A 19697-nucleotide genomic window follows, 5' to 3' on the forward strand; every position below is an offset into this window, starting at 1 on the left:
TTAGACGCTTTCAACTGCGTTATATATAAATAAAAACCACGCTTTAAGGCGTGGTCTTTATATTGAGATTATTTTCTTAATCCTAATTCTTTTACTATTGCACGATACCTTAAGATATCTTTCTTAGTTAAATAGTCTAGTAAAGCACGACGCTTACCTACTAATTTTACTAATGAACGCTCGGTGTTGTAATCCTTGCGATTGTTTTTTAAGTGCTTTGTTAAATGGTCGATTCTTGCGGTAAATAACGCAATTTGCCCTTCTGCAGAACCTGTGTCCTTTTCGTTCTTTCCGTGTTTTTTGAAAAGTTTCTCTTTTGCTTTCTGATCTAAATACATGCTAATATTATTGTAAATGATTTTTATGTACTATGAAAGATTTTCTTTCAAGCGGCAAATATAGGACTTTTTTTGCGTTTTGTGGTTTTTTTCGTAACTTTTAGTCTATATTAAAATATTTTGATAGCCTCCCTTCCCTAATTGAGAGCTTTTACCTATTAATCCTGTAAATAAAAAGGATGAAAGCAGTAGACTCTAGTCGGAATTTTTCTAACGCACACGATGTATTAGACCGCGTTTTTAACAATACTTATAATGGCATTGCAATTGTAAATCTAGATGGTAATTGGCTAAAGGTTAATCAAAGTGTGTGCGACCTATTGGGTTATACAAGATGGGAGCTTTTTAATATGGATATCCATAACATCATTTATGCTGAAGATCTTGGTGTACATGAAGAGAAGTACGACAAACTTATTACGGGTAAGATTGATAAGTACCGCGTGAAACAGCGCTACTTTCATAAGGATGGTTCTATATTGTGGGTGTTAATTTATGTGTCTTTGGTATATTTTAAAGAAGGTAAACCATATATGATATGGCAGTTTAATGATGTTACTAATCGCCAAAAAAACCAAGATAAGCTAAAAGCAATGCTCAATGTTGTGCAAGAACAAAATGAACGGTTAACAGCTTTTGCAAACATTGTGACACATAATTTAAGATCACATGCAGGAAATTTATCCTCGATAACTGAATTTTTAGAAGAAGATTTTAGCAATCATAAGGATAATGAACACCTTGTTATGCTGAAAAAAGCTGTAGATAATCTAGAAGAAACAGTTTCTCACCTTACAGAAGTAGCTAAAATCAGGGAAATTGAACCTTCAAAATTAGAATCTCTTAATTTATACGATTATGTAGAAAAGGCCATGTATAATATAATTGCTATGGCTCAAAATGCCAATGCTATAATTTATAATGAAATTGATGAGGGTCACTTTGTAAAAGGTGTCCCTGCCTATTTAGATAGTATTGTGCTTAACTTTTTGACCAATGCCATAAAATACAGAGCGGAAGAAAGAACTCCTATTATTGAGCTAACCTCTATAGTTGAAGAGGATTTTATCGTTTTTAAGATTAAAGACAATGGTTTGGGAATAGATATGGAGAAGTATGGTGATAAGCTTTTTCAAATGTATAAGACGTTTCATTACAATGAAGATGCCATAGGCATTGGTCTTTTTATTACCAAAAACCATATTGAATCACTTGGAGGTAAAGTAGAGGTGAATAGTGAAGTAGGTGTGGGTACTGAATTCTCAATTTACCTAAAAAGAGCTTAAAATTATTTTTATTGCCAATTAAACCTTTTTTAATTATAGTAGTCTTAACACTATATTAACAATAAAAAAGTAATCATGAAGAAATTAAATGCACTAAAAAAAGTAGTCTTAGGCCTTATGGTTTTAGGCTTAACATTTACATCTTGTAGTAAAGATGAAACTACAGAAACAGAAAATCAAGTTCAAGACACTTCAGAAGTTGAGCGCTCAGCCGAAATAGACCAAATTGATAATGTTTTAGGTGATCTTGTAATCGATGCTTATGAAGGTCAAGAATTAAGCGAAACAGGCAGAACGACATACAACGGAGATATTCCCGATTGTGTAACAATTACAGTGGTTGTACAACAAAACTACAGACAGGTAACTTTAGATTTTGGTACTGAAGGATGTTTGGTTAGAGGCCATTTACTTAAAGGGCAAATTATATTTGATTATACAAGAGATCCTGAAGCGCAACAAGTTGCTATTAACTACAATTTAGTAGATTTTTATTTTGATGCTAAAAACATTATAGCTAGCCGATCTATCTTAAAAGAGTTATCTAATGATAATGGAAATCCCCAATTTACGCACGATTTAAGTATTACAGTGATTTGGCCAAATGGCTTACAGGCATCTAGAGAAGGTACAAGAATAAGAGAATGGATAGAAGGTTTTGGAAGCGGAGTGTTTAGTGACAATGTTTTTGAAATTACTGGTGATTGGGAAGCAACTTTCGTTAATGGAAACACACATACCTACGAAGTTATAGTACCATTACGTAGAGAGGTTATTTGCTACTATTTTGTTAGTGGTTCTTTTGATGTACAGCGAACCAACTTTGGAGGTGTTTTTTGATTTTGGTGATGGAGATTGCGATAACCAAGCGACATTTACCTTTAACAACGGTACGGAAATCCCTATTACTTTAAATTAATTTTTTGGTTTAGAGTTAATTGGATAAAAAAAGCGAGCCATTTGGCTCGCTTTTTTTATGCTCTTATTGGTTGATTCTTTATTAAATCTATATAGAGATTAATTTTTTTCTTTAAGTCTTTTCTGTGTGTTATAAAATCTAAGAAACCATGCTCTAACAAAAACTCTGAAGTTTGAAAACCTTCAGGCAGTTCTTGGCCTGTCGTATCTCTTACAACTCTTGGGCCAGCAAAACCGATTAGTGCACCTGGCTCAGAAATATTAATATCTCCTAGCATAGCGAATGATGCAGTCGTTCCTCCAGTAGTTGGATCGGTACACAATGAGATATATGGAATTTTGGCATCTGCCAATTGCGCGAGTTTTACGGAAGTTTTTGCTAATTGCATTAATGATAAAGCTGCTTCCATCATACGCGCACCACCAGACTTGCTAATAATCATAAATGGCACTTTGTTTTTTAAGGCATAGTCTGCAGCTCTTGCAATTTTTTCACCGACAACGCTTCCCATAGATCCTCCGATGAAGGCAAAATCCATGCACGCAATAACTAAATCTTGTCCATTGGACTTGCCAACAGCTGTACGTACAGCATCTTTTAGGTTAGTCTTAGCTTGTGCAGCCTTTAAACGCTCAGGATACTTTTTTGTATCAACGAATTTTAGAGGGTCTTTTGATGTAAGGTTAGCATCTAATTCTTTGAATTTATTATCATCAAAGAGAATTTCGAAATACTCTTTACTACCAATTCTTACATGATAACCATCTTCTGGGCTAACGTAAAAATTTTGTTCTAGTTCTTTGGTGTCAATAATTTTTCCTGTTGGAGATTTATACCAAAGCCCTTTGGGAGTATCTTTTTTTTCCTCTGTTGAGGTGTGTATTCCTTTATCTTTTCTTTTAAACCAAGCCATATTGATATACGATTTTGGGTTCATCAATTATAGACAAATTACTTCTGTCTGTAAATTGATGAATTAGTTAGTTAGGTGGGCAAAATTACTACTTATTAATTAAACTCAAAAGTTGTAGGTCTATCTAATTTAGCATAAAAAATAAACCTATCAAAACTATAATCTTTAGTATTGATAGGTTTTAAGAATATTTATTGAACTTTTACAACGTATCTATATTGTTTAAATCTTCAAAAGCTTTTTTAAGTCGCTCAACAAAAGCTTGTTCCCCTTTACGTAGCCAAACCCTTGGGTCGTAATATTTCTTGTTTGGTGAATCTGGTCCATCAGGACTACCGATTTGGGTTTGTAAATAATCTTTGTTATCGTCAATGTAATCTCTTACACCACTCAAAAATGCCCATTGCATATCGGTATCGATATTCATTTTAATAACGCCATAGCCAATAGCTTCTCTTATTTCTTCAACGCTAGAGCCCGAGCCACCATGAAATACAAAGTCTATATGATTATGCTCAACATTAAATTTCTCTGAAACGTACTCTTGAGAATTCTTTAAAATCTTTGGAGTCAATTTTACATTACCTGGTTTATAAACACCATGAACGTTTCCAAATGCAGCAGCAACAGTAAACTGATCGCTCACTTTCATTAATTCTTCATAGGCATAGGCTACTTCTTCAGGTTGCGTGTATAATTTTGATTCATCAACGTCGCTGTTATCAACACCGTCTTCTTCACCACCAGTGATACCTAATTCAATTTCTAAAGTCATACCCATTTTACTCATACGAGCTAGGTACTCTTTACAAATCTCAATATTTTCTTCTATTGGCTCTTCAGAAAGATCAATCATATGGGAACTATATAACGGTTTTCCAGTTTCTTCAAAGTGTTTTTCACTTGCGTCTAATAAACCATCTATCCAAGGCAATAATTTTTTTGCACAGTGATCGGTGTGTAAAATCACAGGTACTCCATAAGCTTCTGCCATAAGATGTACATGCTTTGCGCCAGCGATGGCACCAGCAATAGCACCTTTTTGGTCTTCATTACCTAATCCTTTACCCGCATTAAATTGTGCACCACCATTAGAAAACTGAATAATTACAGGTGCGTTTAACGCTTTAGCAGTTTCTAAAACACCATTTATAGAATTTGAACCTATAACATTAACAGCTGGTAAGGCAAAGCCTTTTTCTTTTGCTAACTTGAAAATCTCTTGAACTTCTCTACCTGTTGCAACGCCAGGTTTAATATTGTGACTCATAATTTTATGATTGAAAAATTAGACTCAAAAATAAGCAATTTTGAATATTTATGAGTTGGTTTTTAGAGATAAATCGGGTATTAAATACCGAAAACGATATAGTAATATGTTAAGTGTTTTTTAAAAAGGATAGTTAATTCCAATGTTATAAATTGCGTTTCTAAAGTTGTAATCTTTAAACCAGCGTTCGCCTTCAGGCAGGGAAGGGTTATAGGTTTTAAAACCAGTATCGAAACGCAGAACAAAGAAATCAAAATCGTAACGAAGTCCAAAACCAGACCCTACAGCAATATCTTCTAAAGAGCTAAAACCGGTAAAGGTTGCTTCTTCATCTTCAACATTATCTAAAACATTCCATATGTTGCCGGCATCAACAAAAAGCGCACCTCTTAGATCTCCAAAAAGGCCAAAACGCTGTTCGGCACTTAAGTGAATTTTAAAGTTAGCTTCGTTAAATTCGTTGGTTGTTGTAGAACTTCCTGGGCCAAGATTATAAGCAGTCCAAGCTCTGTTGTCATTAGGTCCACCAGCAAAGAAACTTTCCGCAAATGGAATACTGTTAGAGTTACCATAAGGAATGGCAATACCTGCGTAGCTTCTAAAAGCAAATACGTTTTTACGACCTAAGTCAAAATACTTTACATAATCTATCTCAGTTTTAAAATACTGTGAAAAAGCCACACCAAATACTTCATAATTTCCATTTTCGTTTTTTGATGAGCCAAATACTTCAGATAGATTGGATAATAAATTTCCTGCGATTTCTATTCGCCACTTAAAAATTGAGAAATCGTTGTCAAAAATATTTGCACGTTTATCTTTTTTATAGTCAAAACTAGAGGAGAAAATAAGGTTGTTTTCTGTTAATCGCTGTTTGCGTTCTTCTATATTATTTACAATTAAAAAATCATCATCGTTTGATGTTAAACTTGTGTTTCCTGCCAATACATCATCAATAAATTGATCTGCTGGAGAAAACCGATTAGGTAAACTATCATCTACCAAGCTTTCGTCATTATCAATATAGTTAATGCTTCTAGCAATACTATTTAACCTTCCAAAAGAATTTGAGTAAACACCAAAATAGTTACTTGTGTTTAAGTTTTTCACAAACTGAACATTAAACAATTCCAAAGTATTAGAAACTGTTGTAGAAGGTAACCAGTTATAGCTTAAAAGCCCAGAAAGTGTTTGCTTATCTAATCCAATATTTTGTTGACCTGTTATAGAGAGGTTGATCGCAGTATTTGGCGACATATATTTAGGGATAATACTATCGGTATTAAAAGGGGTGAATAATCTCGGGATAGATAATCTCACATTACCACCAAACTCGTTAATGTCAAAAAAGGCGTCCTCATTATCATTTCCATCTTTAGATGCACCAATGGCTGCAATTCCACTAATTTCTAGAGTTTCAGCACCTCTAAAAATATTTCTGATTTTTAAACCGGGAGTTACTGAAAACCCAATAGTTTGAATATTACTTTGAGAAACATCTAAATCTAAACTTAAGCCATACTTTTTCTTGGGTTCTAAGTAAATATTTGCTGTTAATGTAGTATCATCTCTGTTTTCTACATATTCTATACTTGGGTACCGAAACATTTGTAGGTCATTTAGGTATCTCGATGTTCTACTACGCGCTAGATCAGTGTAAATGTCTCCCTTATTAATAAAAATGGCATCAGTAAGTGCCTTGGGTCTAAACCTCAATTTCTCTTTACTATAAAGGTTGTAATCTTTGTAAGTGGTGGTGTCTGAAATAGTTTTAAACCGATTTTCAAAATTATCATCCGTAAAAATATTAACCTCTTTGATTTTATAAACTTTAAAGGGTTCTATTGATGTAGAATCATCGGTTCTAATGCTGCGGTCTGCTATAATTAATTCTGTGTTTACCTTATGGTTTGTTCCAATGGTATCCGTTACAAACCTTATATAGTCTTGCCCAAAATAATAGAAGCCAGAATTACGTAGAAATGTATTGATACGCTCACGTTCGTTTTCAAAATTCTGCTCATCATATTGTTCTCCCTTCTTTAGTAATGATGCCTTACTGAATTTACCGTAGAGAGAATCTATTGCAGGACTGCTTATTATAGGTTTTAAAGAGTCTAAAAAGTACGGTTTGTTTTTAACAACTGTATAGGTTACTTCTGCTCTTTTGCTACTGTCTTTTTCTATTTGATAATTCACTTCATTGTCAAACCAACCCTTACTATAATAATACTTTCTGAGATTGGTAACTGTCTTTGCGGTTTTTTCTTCATTTAGTATTGTAGGTGCTTCTCCTGTGCGTTTCAACCAACTGTTAAAGTTTTTACGCGATTGTATTTCTCGGTCAAATTGCTTCTTTGATAGTAAAGCGGTTTTCCAACGGACTTTAGAAGAATCACTCAATACTTTAGCTTGTAATATAGAATCAATGTTTGGTCGAGCTAAGTTATAAACATGAAGCCTCAACGGAAAACCAAAGAAGCTTTCCATCCCAAGATTTGTTCTTTGAATGATGATGTTGTTGACACGTTCCTCCTTATTGACCTTGCCGTTTTCAATAATTGTGTTTTTAGTTATTAAGTGTTCATCAGCCTTAACACGCTTTACAACATTACAAGAACTAAAAAATAAAAAGGTGAAACAAAAAAACAATACACTATAAGTGGTCTTATGTTTTTTAATGAATTGTAACATGCGATGTAGCAGTCTCAATGGGTGTATTGTTTTTTGATATTGGATGTTATAAACAAAAATTAGTCCAAAAAGGTTTACTTTGTAATAACTCTAACAAATGTAAAGACATTTTAATGGTTACAAAGCATCAAATAAAGTTAATTAAAAGTTTAACCCAAAAAAAATATAGACAACAATTAGGGCTGTTTGCAGTCGAAGGGATAAAAGGGATTGAAGAATTTTTAAATTCAGATTTTAAGCTTCAGAATTTATATACTACCCAACCGATTTTTGACGCACCAAAACAGCTTGTTACTGATATTTCTGAGGCAGAACTTAAAAAGATAAGTTCACTTAAAAATCCAAATACAGCTTTGGCAGTTTTTAATATTCCCAAGGCTAAAGATATTGATAGGGAAGAACTAATAATTGCATTGGATGATGTAAGAGATCCAGGCAACTTAGGTACAATCATAAGACTTTGCGATTGGTATGGTGTTAAGGATTTGGTTTGCAGTGCCAATACAGTAGATTGTTACAATCCTAAAGTGGTGCAGGCAACAATGGGTTCATTGACACGTGTTAATATCACGTATTTAAATCTCGAAGAATTTATATCAGCAACTAATACTGATGTATTTGGAACATTTATGAATGGGGAAAATATCTATAAAACTGAATTACCCAGTACAGGTATAGTAGTTTTGGGAAATGAAGCCAATGGTATTTCTGATTCAATTAAAGAAAAAGTAGACCGACAACTTACCATACCTCAATATGGCGAAAGTAAAAATACAGAAAGCCTAAATGTTGCCAATGCAACAGCAATTGTATTAAGTGAATTTAGACGTCGTCTTATTGAAAAGTAAAGTTAATAAAAACACCTCTAGTTTGCATTTTTGCCACATTGCCTGTCCAAGGACTATTTGGGTCTGCATCTCTTACGATTTCATCGTTAATGGCAAAAACGCCACGGATTGAAGGTGTAAATTTGAAATAGAGCAGATAAAGATCTATACCAAAACCAATCTCATAGAAATAGGTGCTTTTTTTCATTCTAAACTCACCTGCACTATTATCATCTGGATTATCTTGATTACTTGATAGGTTTAAAGCTGTGGAAAACCCTCCTATGATGAACGGCTTAAAATTGTTAATGCGCTTGGTTGAAATTTTTAATAATAACGGTACATGTATGTAGGTGGATTTAACCTCTCTTAGCAAATCAGAATCATTAAATTCCGTACCTGCAAAATAGCTTTCATCATACTGTAAATTTCTTGTGGTAAAGAAAACACCTGGTTCTAATCTAAGGTTGAGGTGATCATTAATACGCATATCTCCTATAAGACCTAAATGAAACCCGAAGGTTTTATCAACCAAGATATCTTTTAAGTCTTGGTTGTAATTAAACTTAAAGTCGTATTGATTAAAACCGAGAAAATAACCCCAAGACAAAAACTTTTGGTCTATGTTATCGATATTATTTGCAACCTTTTCTTTGGTAAATAATTGGGCCGACACATTTTGAAATGCCAGTATTAGTGCAAGAAAGATTATGATTCTTTTCATATTATGCTTTAGATGCTGTGTAAATTGTTGCCACACCCATAGTTTGTGGCTTGTCTTCGACATTAATAAACCCAATTTTCCTTAAAATATTGTTCAGTGCTTCTCCATATGGAAAAACTGAGGCAGATTCACTTAAATAGTTATAAGCAACTCTATCTTTTGAAAACAATTTACCAACCATTGGTAAAATTAGTCTACAATGAATATTATAACCAAATTTATAAACAGGGTTTGTGGGCACAGATGTTTCTAGGATCACAAAAATACCATTGGGTTTTAAGATTCTTAAGATTTCAGCGAGCCCTTTCTCTAAATTTTCAAAATTCCTAACTCCAAAGGCAACGGTAATAGCATCAAAGGTATTGTCTTCAAACGGTAGATCTTCAGAATCTCCGATAACCATGGAGATAATGCCATCTAAGTTTTTGGACTTTATTTTTCGTCTGCCCACTTCTAACATACCATCACTAATGTCTAATCCTATGATTTCTTTAGCATTTGTAGAGGTAAGACTAATGGCCAAATCACCGGTTCCTGTAGCGATATCCAGAATATTTTCTGGTTTTTTTTCAGAAACTAATTTAACGACTTTATTTCGCCATTTTACATCAATTCCAAATGAAATAACTCGATTTAAGCCGTCATATTCTTTAGAAATTGTGTCAAACATTTCCGTTACCTGCTCTTTCTTGGAAGCATCACTATTCTTATATGGTTTTATCTTTTTGGCCATTAAAAATTTTTGGCAAAAGTACGTGATTTTTTTCACTTGAAAATTTAAAGACCAAATCCAAGAATTGAATTTATCAGTGCATTGCTTACCGAAGAAAAGCTGTAATTTAAATCCTTCTTAAGGAAAATTGTGGTCTCTATAGAAGAAATAGATAAAAACTTCTAAGTCGCTATAACTTTAGCTTCACTTAGAACTTCTTAGTATATTTGCATGTTTATTTTGAACATTTCGTAATGAAAATAATTATCGCAGGTGCAGGAGAAGTAGGATTTCATTTAGCAAAGCTATTGTCCTATGAGTCGCAAGAGATAACCCTTATCGATACCAAAAAAGATGGCTTGGCTTATGCAGGCGAGCATTTAGACATAAAAACCATAAAAGGGGATGCAACTTCCATCGCCATTTTAAGGGAAGCGCGTATAGAATCAGCAGCTTTGTTTATTGCCGTAACGTCTTCTGAAACTACAAATATCACAGCTAGTGTACTGGCTAAACAGCTTGGTGCACAACGCACAATAGCCAGAATTTCTAATACTGAGTTTATTGATGAAAAAGAGACCATTGGTTTTTCTCAATTTGGAATAGATGAATTGATTTCACCAGAATCTTTAGCGGCTAAGGAAATAGAATTGTTGTTAAACCAGTATGGATTTAATGACACCTATGAGTTTGAAGGTGGTGCACTTACCATGTTGGGATTGCGTTTATCGAGAACCGCAACTTTTGTTGGTAAAACTGTGAGGGAAGCTGCTGAAATATATCCTGAGTTGCATTTCATTCCTATTGCCATACAACGTTATGCTACTCAATATACCATTATCCCGAGAGGTGATACACAATTTAAGGAAGGTGATAAGGTGGTGTTTATGACCTCTAAAGGAGGCGATGCAGAATTGTTTGAATTATCAGGAAAAGTCAAAATGGGAATTAAAAACGTGATGATTCTTGGTGGTAGTAAAATTGGCTATAAGACAGCGAGAGATTTGTGCATGAGTAAATTCAACGTTAAACTGGTTGAAAGTAGAAAGCCTGTTGCTGAGGATCTTGCAGATCAATTGCCTAATGCACTGGTTATATGTGGTGATGGTAGAAATGTTGAAATACTCGAAGAGGAAAATATTTCGGATACAGATGCTTTTATTTCCGTAACCGGAAACTCTGAAACCAATATTATGTCCTGTCTTTTAGCAAAGTCTAAAGGTGTAAAGAAAACTATTGCTTTGGTTGAAAACATGGACTATTACCAATTGTCTCAATCCATAGGAATTGATACACTAATTAATAAAAAACTCTTAGCTGCCAATAATATTTTCAGATATATCAGAAAAGGTGAGGTTGTCGCCATGACCAAGCTTACAAACATGAATGCCGAACTATTGGAGTTTGTGGTAAAGCCAAATTCAAAAATTACTAATAAGACCATAAAGGATCTTAACTTTCCGAGGTCTGCTATTTTCGGTGGAGTTATAAGAAACGGAAATGGTATGATTCCTCTTGGAAGTTTTAAAATAGAGGCTGGCGATCGTGTAGTGGTTTGCTGTTTGCCGCGCTCAATTTCTGAAGTCGAAGCCTTTTTCTCATAATTACTATTATGTATCGAATGCATCTTAACTATAAAATCATTTTCCATTTTTTTGGACTGCTACTGCTGTTCAATGGTGGTTTTATGATGCTGGCGACATTAATCAGCCTTATTTATAAAGATGGTGTTACTTTAAATTTGTTTCTAGCAGGTTTGTCAACCTTGTTGTTGGGTGCTATCGCAATGTATGGCACCAAGAAACACCGTAAAGAGATGAACAAGCGCGAAGGTTACATTGTTGTGGCCTTTGGTTGGGTAGTTATGTCCCTTACAGGCACCTTGCCCTATTTGGCAACGGAAGCCATTCCGTCGTTTACAGATGCTTTTTTTGAAACCATGTCTGGTTATACCACTACTGGAGCCAGTATAATAAATAATATTGAAATCTTACCAGAAGGCATATTGTTTTGGCGAAGCATGACACATTGGATTGGTGGTATGGGAATTATTGTACTGGCCATTGCCATTTTACCTTTGCTTGGCGTTGGTGGTATGCAGTTGTTTGCGGCTGAAGCACCAGGTCCTGGTGGTGATAAACTACATCCTAGAATTACAGATACAGCAAAGCGTTTATGGTTAATTTATTTTGGCTATACAGTGGCTGAAACTATACTACTTCAAGTAGCAGGAATGTCCTTTTTCGATGCCATTAATCATGCAATGAGCACCTTATCCACTGGAGGTTTTTCAACAAAAAATTCCAGTATTGCGCATTGGAATGATAATCCTGCCATTCAATATATCATTATCTTTTTTATGTTTTTGGCAGGTACGAATTTTGTTTTGAGTTATTACCTCTTTAAGGGTAACGTAAAGAAAATTGTTAAGGATGATGAGTTTAAACTCTATTTTAAGTTTATAGCGGCTTTTACTATAGTGGCAGTCCTTTTAATATATTTTAGAGCTGATGTTTCTCAATCGACTATAACGCACCCAATGGTTTTTGGGGAAAGTGAAAGTGCTATAAGGCATGGACTATTTCAGGTTTTGGCTATTGTTACGACAACAGGTTTTGTAACTGCAGATTATACCATGTGGACACCATTTTTAACCGTGTTCTTCTTTGGGTTGATGTTTTTGGGAGGTTCTGCTGGTAGTACTTCGGGTGGTGTTAAAGTGGTAAGGCACCTTATTTTAATCAAGAACGGTTTTTTGGAATTTAAACGTGCGTTACATCCTAATGCAATTTTGCCAGTAAGGTATAATACCAAATCCATTTCAAAAGATATTGTTTTTAATATTCTAGGCTTCTTTATTTTATATATGTTGTCTTTTATAATTGGTGCTTTGGTCTTTTCAATGTTTCAAATAGACTTTACATCTGCAGTAGGACTTTCAGCTTCTAGTTTGGGTAATGTTGGGCCAGCTCTAGGTGACTTTGGACCTGTAAATAATTATGCAGCCTTACCTGTTTTAGGGAAATGGTGGGCTTCTTTTTTAATGCTTCTTGGACGTTTAGAATTATTTACAATTCTTATTTTATTGACTCCATTTTTCTGGCGAAACAGATAAAATTTTAATTTTTATTGAGATTTTTTAAAATTTAGCTAGCCTATAATTCTACTGCTGTTTTTTGAGTTTGAGTGCTTCAATCTATTGCTATAGTTGAAACACAGAGTGTAACAAAATTAATTGTTGTGCGTCATATTAGCGTAACCAATTAAAAATATCAATCATGGAATTAGTATTAAATCAAAAATTAGAAACAGTACCAGAACCCATTGAGGTGTCTCATTTTACAACCAATGGACTATTGAATTCTAATTACAAATCAATTGTGAAAGAAAACTTTAGCAAATCTACAACGAAGTCTGTATTTGGAATTAGACAACGTATCAAATCTTCACAATTACGCAAGGTAAACCATACAGCTGTACTTTTAAAATTATCAGTGTTTGCCATCGCCTTAATAGCGCTGTTCTAGAAAGAACACCTATAAACTTTCAGAACTTTAACTGGCATTTTTTAATGCCTTTTATATCTACAGCAACATAATAGTTTTTTATGCTGCTCTAAACTTTATTTATCTAAAATCTAGAAATTATGGCTGGAACTTCAATGGTAATTAGCGTAAAGAATAATCTAAAATTGCTTTCTAAGCGTGACAGATTAAAAAACAGATTGGGTGGTTATAGTCTAGATAAAAAAACAGAATATAATTTGCCTAAAGCAACCGATAAGCAGCTTACTGCTATCGCAAAGCGTCTAAAAGAAGAGCGAAAAATTAGAATGACAAAAGTTATTATAATTACAACAATTCTTTTTCTAGGTTTATTATATGCATTTCTTTACTCAAGCAATGGAATAGTTGAATTATTGACTTATTAATATCTCAAATATGCCGCTAGGAGAATCAATGATTAGCATTTTAAGGAGCAATAAGAATATAATGCTCGATAAATCTAAAAGATTTAGAAAGACACTTGGTGGCTATGGTAAAAACGATAAAATGGAATACAATTTGCCAAAAGCCACACCAGAGCAGCTACAAGAGATAAGAAAAAGACTCAAAAGGGAGAATAGAATAATGTGGATTAAAGTTGTAGGTGTATCAACTGTAATAATAATCGCTTTGGTTTGGATGCTTTTTGCATCATAATAAAAAAGCTCTAACATAAAATTTACGTTAGAGCTTTTCCTTCTGATTAACTGTAAACATATTAGTCAATTTTTTATTTGATTGTAGCTTATTCCTTAAGCTTTAAATTTATATTTTGCCCATTTAGTTTCAAAATATAACTAGATTCACTGCTTTCGGTTAATTTAGCATTTTCTATGTTCAAATAACCGAATCTGTGATACGTTAAATCAGGTAGGTTTATCTCAACTTGATTAGTTTCATCACTATACAGATAGAAAATAAATGATAGGTGATTCAGAGAAACTGGGTAGTTGTACAATTCGTTTGGGTAAATAAAAACTTCGTAGGACGATTCTCTTGTTACTAAAAAAGATTTTTTTTGAGTTTTCAATTCGTCTTCAATGTTGTGAAAACGCTTACTTACCGAAATTAAGAATGGTAACTTCTTATTAGATTCACTATTATAACAATCCTTTTCAATAGGTGCATTAATAATAACTCTCAAAGAATCTTTGTGTATTCCTTTTGATTGAGCCTCACTAATTTCAAAATATAGATCATCTGATACAATACTATCATATGTTTTGAGAAAGTAAGAATTGTCATTAGTTTTTATACTGCCTTTAGTTAATACTCTATCATCATTTTTGTTTTTGAATATAAACTGGTCTATATTCACTTCCAATTCATATTCTTCATTTTCCAAATTAGGAACATCTATGATATCTGTAGATTTACATGTGGTAAATAAACTAAGACTACAAATTATTAACAGGTATTTTAATACTCTTTTTTGCATATTATTAAAGTTAGCAAATGCTTTTTTATTATAATAATTTAGGTTTTTTTACTCGATAAATAAAAAAGCTCTAACATAAAATTTACGTTAGAGCTTTTCTTTTAAAAAAGGCGATTGATGAATTTATACTAGCTTAACGCTGTTTTTATCCTTTTAATTGCCTCAACAATATGTTCTTGAGATGCCGCGTAAGAAATTCTTATACAATTAGGGTTACCAAAAGCTTCACCTGTTACTGTGGCGACAAGGGCTTCTTCCAATAAGAATAACGACATATCTGTAGCATTGTTTATGGTTTTTCCTTTTATGGTTTTTCCGAAATAAGCGGATACATTAGGGAATACATAAAAAGCACCTTCAGGCTCATTGGTCTCAAAGCCTTCTATGCCTTCCAATAAACCAAGAATAAGTTTACGACGTTCCTTAAACTCATCTACCATGTATTTGATGCGCGAAGGATCGGCTTCCAACGCTGTAATTACAGCACGCTGACCAATACAATTGGCACCACTGGTCACTTGGCCTTGCATTTTGTTGCACGCTCTTGCAATCCATTCTGGAGCACCTATATAACCGATTCTCCAACCCGTCATGGCAAAAGCTTTAGAGACTCCGTTTACGGTAATGGTTCTATCGAACATATCATTAAACTGTGCCATGCTAAAATGACCTCCAATAAAATTGATGTGTTCGTAGATTTCATCAGAAACCACATAGATGTTTGGGTGTTTTTGTAAAACATCGGCAAGTGCTCTTAATTCATCCTTGCTGTAAACCGACCCACTTGGGTTACACGGTGAACTGTACCAAATCATTTTTGTTTTTGGTGTAATGGCAGCTTCAAGTTGCTCGGCTGTCATTTTAAAATCGTTCTTTATATCCGTTTGTACTTCAACCGGAACGCCTCCATTTAATTTTACAATATCGCTGTAGCTTACCCAATACGGACAAGGTAAAATAACTTCGTCACCATCGTTTAGCATCACGGAGGCAATATTGAATAAAGATTGTTTAGCACCGGTGGAGACTACAATTTGAGATCTTTTATATTCCAACTCATTATCACGCTTAAACTTAGTGATAATTGCATCCTTTAATTCTACATAACCATCAACAGGTGTATAGCTGTTATAGTTTTCGTTTACAGCATTAATAGCTGCTTCTTTAACAAAATCTGGAGTGTTAAAGTCTGGCTCACCCAAACTCAATCCAATAATGTCTTTTCCCTCTGCTCTTAATTCTCTGGCTTTTGCTGCCATAGCAAGGGTTGCTGAAGTTGATAGATTGTTAATTCTATCCGAAAGTTGGTTCATGGTTGTAATAATAGAATTATGCTTATATCGCTGGTCGCATTCCCATTTCTTTTAAAAATCTAAAATGTGCAGCAACCGCTTTTCTTGTGGTTTCGTATTCTTTGTACGGCAGATTGAATTCATTTGCTGTATCCTTCACAATTTTTGCAATTTTACCATAATGGATATGGCTAATATGCGGAAAGATGTGATGCTCTACTTGATGATTTAAACCACCAGTGTACCAATTTACCAACCAATTTTTTGCTCCAAAGTTCACCGTAGTTTTTAACTGATGTATTGCCCACGTGTTTTTCATGGTACCATCCTTTTCAGGTAAATGCATTTCGGCTTCGTCCATAACGTGTGCCAATTGAAAAACAATACTCAGTATCAGTCCGGCAACATAGTGCATAATAAAGAACCCAATCAACACTTCGTACCAAGCTAAGTCAGTTAAGACAATTGGTAGTACAATCCACATAGAAACATACAAAAGTTTTGATACTACTAATTTACTCCAATTAATCACTGGATTGGGTAATTTACCATAAGACAATTTACGCTTCATGTAACGTTTCATTTGCTGAAAATCTGTAGTGATCGCCCAATTAATAGTTAATAGACCATACAATAAAACGGAATAATAATGCTGGAACCTATGATGTTTCCTCCATTCAGAATGTTCGGAAAAACGTAAAATTCTTCCAGCTTCTAAATCTTCATCATGCCCATGAATGTTAGTATAGGTGTGATGCAAAACGTTATGCTGAACTTTCCAGTTATAAACATTTCCTGCTAAAATATAAATACTACTACCCATTAAACGGTTAATCCATTCTTTGTTAGAAAAAGAACCGTGATTACCATCGTGCATCACATTCATACCCACGCCAGCCATACCAATTCCCATAACAATGGTTAAAAGTATTTGTGCCCAAGTAGGAATATTTAAGGTGAGCAATAAAAAATAAGGTGCAAGAAATATGGCAAACATTACTATGGTTTTTAACCAAAGTTGCCAATTACCTGTGCGTTTTATGTTATTTTCCTTAAAGTAATTGTTTACACGTTTGTTCAACGTTCTAAAGAACTTTGCTGAGTCAGCTCTTGAAAAGGATAAGGTTTGTTGTGTCATAAATAATTAAATTTAATATATAACGTATAGGGATTAAATACATTATAATTCGCCAAAGATAGTTAATATATAAAACGAAGCCTTAATGATTAAGGTTAAATTATCCACAATAAAATAATGTATTTTTGCAGAAATTTCAATTATGGATTTAATCCTAAAATATTTTCCAAACCTAACTGAGCTGCAAATTGCGCAGTTTGAGGCTTTAGAGCAATTGTATAAAGATTGGAACTCTAAGATAAACGTAGTGTCTCGGAAAGATATTGATGAATTGTATCTAAGACACGTATTACATTCATTAGGCATAGCAAAAGTGATTAACTTCAGTGATGATTCTTCAATTTTAGATGTAGGTACTGGTGGTGGATTTCCAGGAGTACCTTTGGCAATTTTATTTCCTAATTGTCAATTTCACTTGGTAGATAGCATCAATAAAAAACTAAAAGTTATTAATGCAGTATGTGAAGCCACTGAATTAACCAATGTTAAGACAACACATAGTAGAGTAGAAGCGATTGATGAAACCTATGATTTTATAGTGAGTAGAGCTGTGACTGCGATGCCTGAGTTTACAAAATGGGTAAAAGGTAAAATAGCCAAACAGCAAAATAATGAACTAAAAAATGGAATTCTCTATTTAAAAGGCGGAGATTTAACCGAAGAATTAAAACAATACTCTACAGTTAAAGCATATTTGCTTTCAGATTATTTTGAAGAAGCCTTTTTTGAAACTAAAAAAGTAATTTACTTACCATTAAAGCATAAATAAAAAAGTTCTTCAGATGAAGAGCTTTTTTAATGGTTGATCTTTGGTTTTTAGTTGGCTAAAAATTTAGTCGTAAATGTTTCGTTATTTTCAGCTCTAACATTCACAATATAAAATCCTGAAGTTAATTTAACAGGAATTGATGTTCTGCTACCTAATGAGGTTGTTGAGTTAAATACCATTTTACCTGCAACATCAACAATACTTATATTAGCATAGGTATTTCTATTAGAAAGTAATACCAATTCATTGTCAATGGGATTTTTCTCTAGTTGAAAGGTCATTCTATCATTGCCCGAAATGCTTAATGGTGGAGTTAGTATTTCAACTAAGGCAAAATTAACATTATCCTCTGTTAATTGTACATGTGGTTCGTTATCATCTGGCAAAAATGTATTGTCAAAAGGTGTGTCATTAGTTGTAGCACGGCCTGCTAAATCTATACTGTGATGCCAGTTGATATCATCTCCTGTAGCTTCGTCCGTAATATCAAGCGCTAAAGCACTTACTGAAGGAATAAAACTAAATTTATCAATTTGTAAAGCCGCTAAGAATTCTGCGGCAAGTCCGCCTCCACCTCCTAAATCTCCTGTGAGGCCAGATAAATCAAACAAACCACCTGGTGCGGAATCGACACCATCAAAATTTGTAGTGCCAGAACTTGCGGTGGATTCAACAACTATAAATGGAGGAAAAACTGGAGCATAAAAATTACTAACTGGTTGTGCAGCACCAGTAGCAGGAGTCATATAAATTTCAACTTCTACATCAATAGGTCCAAAAGGACCATCGACAGGTATTGAAGTATCCACAATTGTAAACCCGTTTGTAATAGGTGTAACACCATCGGCTGCTAAGTAAGTGCTTCCTATTCCGCTACCATTTATAATGGAAACATTTCTAGTGTTTTGCGGGAAACCATTAGATGTAAAAGAATTTATACTGGCTTCAAATGTTGTTCTAAATGGATGCGGTTGAGGTAATGTTAAGGCTGGGTCAAATTCTACCGTACTACCAGATTGTAGATGTGGTTCAAAATGATCTACAAGTAATTGACGTGCAGCAGGTGATTTAAGCAATGAATTAATCAATGGTTGAACTTCTGGAACGGGATTTAAATCATTAAATGCTAAATAATTCAATTGGTGCTGTAAACCAATTGGAACATTTGCTCCATGATGTGGTGAGTCGAATGAAATGTACAAACGCGTGTCTGCATCAAGGGTATTGGCTTCCATGTAATTTAAAGCGTAACGCGTTATGATGCCTCCCATACTTGGTCCAATAATTACATTTTCTTCTGGGCTGTTTGCTGTCTTTGCGGTATTAATTATATCCAAAAGCTCTACGAGTAACATTGCGTTACGTTCCATAAAATCAGCTCCTCCATCAACTGTGGCACCATCTGCTGTTCTTATATAAACAGGAAAATTTAATATAACTACATCAAACCCTTGCGCTCTAACTAAATCTGCTAAATTCTGAGTTCCTGAGCTACCAGTGAAATCCAATAAACTATAAAGACCAGGAATATCCCTAGCGTCACCCGGATCGAAACCATCTACAACAATGATAGGCTTATCTAGAATATTATCTGGACTTAGAAATATTTCATATTCACCTTCTCCAGGGTAATTTACTGCTTCGCCATAGGCTGATAAATCTGGTGTTATGCCTGATGTTAATGCGGTTTGCCCAAAAATTAAAACTGGTAAAAACAATAAGATAGAAAAGTAGAGTTTTCTCATAGGAAGAGGAATTAATTAATTAAGATCGATAAGATACAAAGTTTCTGTTTTGTATTGGTTTTTTCTGGCGTCATTTCTATGAATGGC

General features: G+C 34.0%; 19 protein-coding genes. 9 read left to right on the plus strand and 10 right to left on the minus strand.

Annotation, left to right across the window (positions count from 1 at the left end; translation table 11 throughout):
• Positions 1-68 precede the first annotated feature (68 nt).
• On the minus strand, positions 69-338 hold the full coding sequence (gene rpsO / locus SIB89_RS12440) for a 30S ribosomal protein S15 (RefSeq protein WP_155088381.1): 270 nt from the start codon (positions 336-338) through the stop codon (positions 69-71).
• Positions 339-517: 179 nt separating this feature from the next.
• On the opposite strand from rpsO, the gene SIB89_RS12445 reads away from it, so the two are divergent.
• The gene (locus SIB89_RS12445; RefSeq protein WP_412560031.1) at positions 518-1624 is read left to right on the plus strand and encodes a PAS domain S-box protein; all 1107 of its coding nucleotides are present in this window, start codon (positions 518-520) and stop codon (positions 1622-1624) included.
• A gap of 75 nt (positions 1625-1699) precedes the next feature.
• Positions 1700-2464 (plus strand): hypothetical protein, encoded by a 765-nt coding sequence (locus SIB89_RS12450; protein ID WP_412560032.1) that lies wholly within the window; start codon positions 1700-1702, stop codon positions 2462-2464.
• Positions 2465-2598: 134 nt separating this feature from the next.
• Here SIB89_RS12450 and accD read toward each other — a convergent pair whose 3' ends face one another.
• From accD to SIB89_RS12465, 3 genes are all read right to left on the minus strand, one after another.
• A complete protein-coding gene (accD, locus tag SIB89_RS12455; RefSeq protein WP_155088630.1) occupies positions 2599-3456 on the minus strand; it encodes an acetyl-CoA carboxylase, carboxyltransferase subunit beta in 858 nt (285 codons plus the stop codon).
• A gap of 202 nt (positions 3457-3658) precedes the next feature.
• Entirely contained in the window at positions 3659-4726 is a 1068-nt protein-coding gene (gene fbaA / locus SIB89_RS12460; RefSeq protein WP_155088385.1) for a class II fructose-bisphosphate aldolase, read from the minus strand.
• 120 nt (positions 4727-4846) lie between these two features.
• A complete protein-coding gene (locus tag SIB89_RS12465) occupies positions 4847-7420 on the minus strand; it encodes a BamA/TamA family outer membrane protein (protein WP_412560033.1) in 2574 nt (857 codons plus the stop codon).
• A 113-nt stretch (positions 7421-7533) separates the two neighbouring features.
• On the opposite strand from SIB89_RS12465, the gene SIB89_RS12470 reads away from it, so the two are divergent.
• Entirely contained in the window at positions 7534-8268 is a 735-nt protein-coding gene (locus SIB89_RS12470; RefSeq protein ID WP_412560034.1) for a TrmH family RNA methyltransferase, read from the plus strand.
• Here SIB89_RS12470 and SIB89_RS12475 read toward each other — a convergent pair.
• Both SIB89_RS12475 and ubiE read right to left on the minus strand, forming a co-directional pair.
• The gene (locus SIB89_RS12475; protein ID WP_155088388.1) at positions 8255-8971 is read right to left on the minus strand and encodes a porin family protein; all 717 of its coding nucleotides are present in this window, start codon (positions 8969-8971) and stop codon (positions 8255-8257) included. The two genes, SIB89_RS12470 and SIB89_RS12475, sit on opposite strands and share 14 nt — an antisense overlap.
• A 1-nt stretch (position 8972) precedes the next feature.
• Positions 8973-9704 carry a bifunctional demethylmenaquinone methyltransferase/2-methoxy-6-polyprenyl-1,4-benzoquinol methylase UbiE gene (ubiE, locus tag SIB89_RS12480; protein ID WP_412560035.1) on the minus strand — a complete coding sequence of 244 codons (732 nt, stop codon included), beginning with the start codon at positions 9702-9704 and terminating at the stop codon, positions 8973-8975.
• A 233-nt stretch (positions 9705-9937) separates the two neighbouring features.
• On the opposite strand from ubiE, the gene trkA reads away from it, so the two are divergent.
• The 5 genes from trkA to SIB89_RS12505 all read left to right on the plus strand — a co-directional run bounded on the left by trkA (position 9938) and on the right by SIB89_RS12505 (position 13885).
• On the plus strand, positions 9938-11287 hold the full coding sequence (trkA, locus tag SIB89_RS12485) for a Trk system potassium transporter TrkA (RefSeq protein WP_155088390.1): 1350 nt from the start codon (positions 9938-9940) through the stop codon (positions 11285-11287).
• Between the two features lie 17 nt (positions 11288-11304).
• Entirely contained in the window at positions 11305-12798 is a 1494-nt protein-coding gene (locus tag SIB89_RS12490) for a TrkH family potassium uptake protein (protein WP_412561914.1), read from the plus strand.
• A 163-nt stretch (positions 12799-12961) separates the two neighbouring features.
• Positions 12962-13210 (plus strand): hypothetical protein, encoded by a 249-nt coding sequence (locus SIB89_RS12495; protein ID WP_412560036.1) that lies wholly within the window; start codon positions 12962-12964, stop codon positions 13208-13210.
• Between the two features lie 119 nt (positions 13211-13329).
• Positions 13330-13614 carry a hypothetical protein gene (locus SIB89_RS12500; protein WP_412560037.1) on the plus strand — a complete coding sequence of 95 codons (285 nt, stop codon included), beginning with the start codon at positions 13330-13332 and terminating at the stop codon, positions 13612-13614.
• A 61-nt stretch (positions 13615-13675) separates the two neighbouring features.
• Positions 13676-13885, plus strand: a complete 210-nt coding sequence (locus tag SIB89_RS12505) for a hypothetical protein (protein WP_412560038.1) — start codon at positions 13676-13678, stop codon at positions 13883-13885.
• A gap of 88 nt (positions 13886-13973) precedes the next feature.
• Here SIB89_RS12505 and SIB89_RS12510 read toward each other — a convergent pair whose 3' ends face one another.
• From SIB89_RS12510 to SIB89_RS12520, 3 genes are all read right to left on the minus strand, one after another.
• Entirely contained in the window at positions 13974-14666 is a 693-nt protein-coding gene (locus tag SIB89_RS12510) for a hypothetical protein (protein ID WP_412560039.1), read from the minus strand.
• A 128-nt stretch (positions 14667-14794) separates the two neighbouring features.
• Positions 14795-15979, minus strand: a complete 1185-nt coding sequence (locus SIB89_RS12515; protein ID WP_412560040.1) for a pyridoxal phosphate-dependent aminotransferase — start codon at positions 15977-15979, stop codon at positions 14795-14797.
• 22 nt (positions 15980-16001) lie between these two features.
• Positions 16002-17096 (minus strand): fatty acid desaturase family protein, encoded by a 1095-nt coding sequence (locus SIB89_RS12520; RefSeq protein ID WP_412560041.1) that lies wholly within the window; start codon positions 17094-17096, stop codon positions 16002-16004.
• 142 nt (positions 17097-17238) lie between these two features.
• Here SIB89_RS12520 and rsmG point away from each other — a divergent pair, with 142 nt between their 5' ends.
• Complete coding sequence (rsmG, locus tag SIB89_RS12525) at positions 17239-17865, plus strand: 16S rRNA (guanine(527)-N(7))-methyltransferase RsmG (RefSeq protein WP_412560042.1); 627 nt, start codon at positions 17239-17241, stop codon at positions 17863-17865.
• A gap of 47 nt (positions 17866-17912) precedes the next feature.
• Here the strand turns inward: rsmG and SIB89_RS12530 are convergent, their stop codons facing one another.
• On the minus strand, positions 17913-19610 hold the full coding sequence (locus tag SIB89_RS12530) for a T9SS type A sorting domain-containing protein (RefSeq protein ID WP_412560043.1): 1698 nt from the start codon (positions 19608-19610) through the stop codon (positions 17913-17915).
• Positions 19611-19697: the final 87 nt, after the last annotated feature.

The organism is Winogradskyella sp. MIT101101, from assembly GCF_047126865.1.
Taxonomy (GTDB): domain Bacteria; phylum Bacteroidota; class Bacteroidia; order Flavobacteriales; family Flavobacteriaceae; genus Winogradskyella; species Winogradskyella ouciana.

What these genes read in the sequence shown, in the direction of transcription:
- SIB89_RS12445 (WP_412560031.1), top strand. Translation starts at nt 518, where the DNA reads ATGAAAGCAGTAGACTCTAGTCGGAATTTTTCTAACGCACACGATGTA.
- SIB89_RS12520 (WP_412560041.1), bottom strand. Translation starts at nt 17,096, where the DNA reads ATGACACAACAAACCTTATCCTTTTCAAGAGCTGACTCAGCAAAGTTC.
- trkA (WP_155088390.1), top strand. Translation starts at nt 9,938, where the DNA reads ATGAAAATAATTATCGCAGGTGCAGGAGAAGTAGGATTTCATTTAGCA.
- SIB89_RS12500 (WP_412560037.1), top strand. Translation starts at nt 13,330, where the DNA reads ATGGCTGGAACTTCAATGGTAATTAGCGTAAAGAATAATCTAAAATTG.
- rsmG (WP_412560042.1), top strand. Translation starts at nt 17,239, where the DNA reads ATGGATTTAATCCTAAAATATTTTCCAAACCTAACTGAGCTGCAAATT.
- ubiE (WP_412560035.1), bottom strand. Translation starts at nt 9,704, where the DNA reads ATGGCCAAAAAGATAAAACCATATAAGAATAGTGATGCTTCCAAGAAA.
- SIB89_RS12510 (WP_412560039.1), bottom strand. Translation starts at nt 14,666, where the DNA reads ATGCAAAAAAGAGTATTAAAATACCTGTTAATAATTTGTAGTCTTAGT.
- SIB89_RS12475 (WP_155088388.1), bottom strand. Translation starts at nt 8,971, where the DNA reads ATGAAAAGAATCATAATCTTTCTTGCACTAATACTGGCATTTCAAAAT.
- SIB89_RS12490 (WP_412561914.1), top strand. Translation starts at nt 11,305, where the DNA reads ATGCATCTTAACTATAAAATCATTTTCCATTTTTTTGGACTGCTACTG.
- SIB89_RS12530 (WP_412560043.1), bottom strand. Translation starts at nt 19,610, where the DNA reads ATGAGAAAACTCTACTTTTCTATCTTATTGTTTTTACCAGTTTTAATT.
- SIB89_RS12515 (WP_412560040.1), bottom strand. Translation starts at nt 15,979, where the DNA reads ATGAACCAACTTTCGGATAGAATTAACAATCTATCAACTTCAGCAACC.
- SIB89_RS12465 (WP_412560033.1), bottom strand. Translation starts at nt 7,420, where the DNA reads ATGTTACAATTCATTAAAAAACATAAGACCACTTATAGTGTATTGTTT.
- rpsO (WP_155088381.1), bottom strand. Translation starts at nt 338, where the DNA reads ATGTATTTAGATCAGAAAGCAAAAGAGAAACTTTTCAAAAAACACGGA.
- SIB89_RS12470 (WP_412560034.1), top strand. Translation starts at nt 7,534, where the DNA reads ATGGTTACAAAGCATCAAATAAAGTTAATTAAAAGTTTAACCCAAAAA.
- fbaA (WP_155088385.1), bottom strand. Translation starts at nt 4,726, where the DNA reads ATGAGTCACAATATTAAACCTGGCGTTGCAACAGGTAGAGAAGTTCAA.
- SIB89_RS12495 (WP_412560036.1), top strand. Translation starts at nt 12,962, where the DNA reads ATGGAATTAGTATTAAATCAAAAATTAGAAACAGTACCAGAACCCATT.
- SIB89_RS12450 (WP_412560032.1), top strand. Translation starts at nt 1,700, where the DNA reads ATGAAGAAATTAAATGCACTAAAAAAAGTAGTCTTAGGCCTTATGGTT.
- accD (WP_155088630.1), bottom strand. Translation starts at nt 3,456, where the DNA reads ATGGCTTGGTTTAAAAGAAAAGATAAAGGAATACACACCTCAACAGAG.
- SIB89_RS12505 (WP_412560038.1), top strand. Translation starts at nt 13,676, where the DNA reads ATGCTCGATAAATCTAAAAGATTTAGAAAGACACTTGGTGGCTATGGT.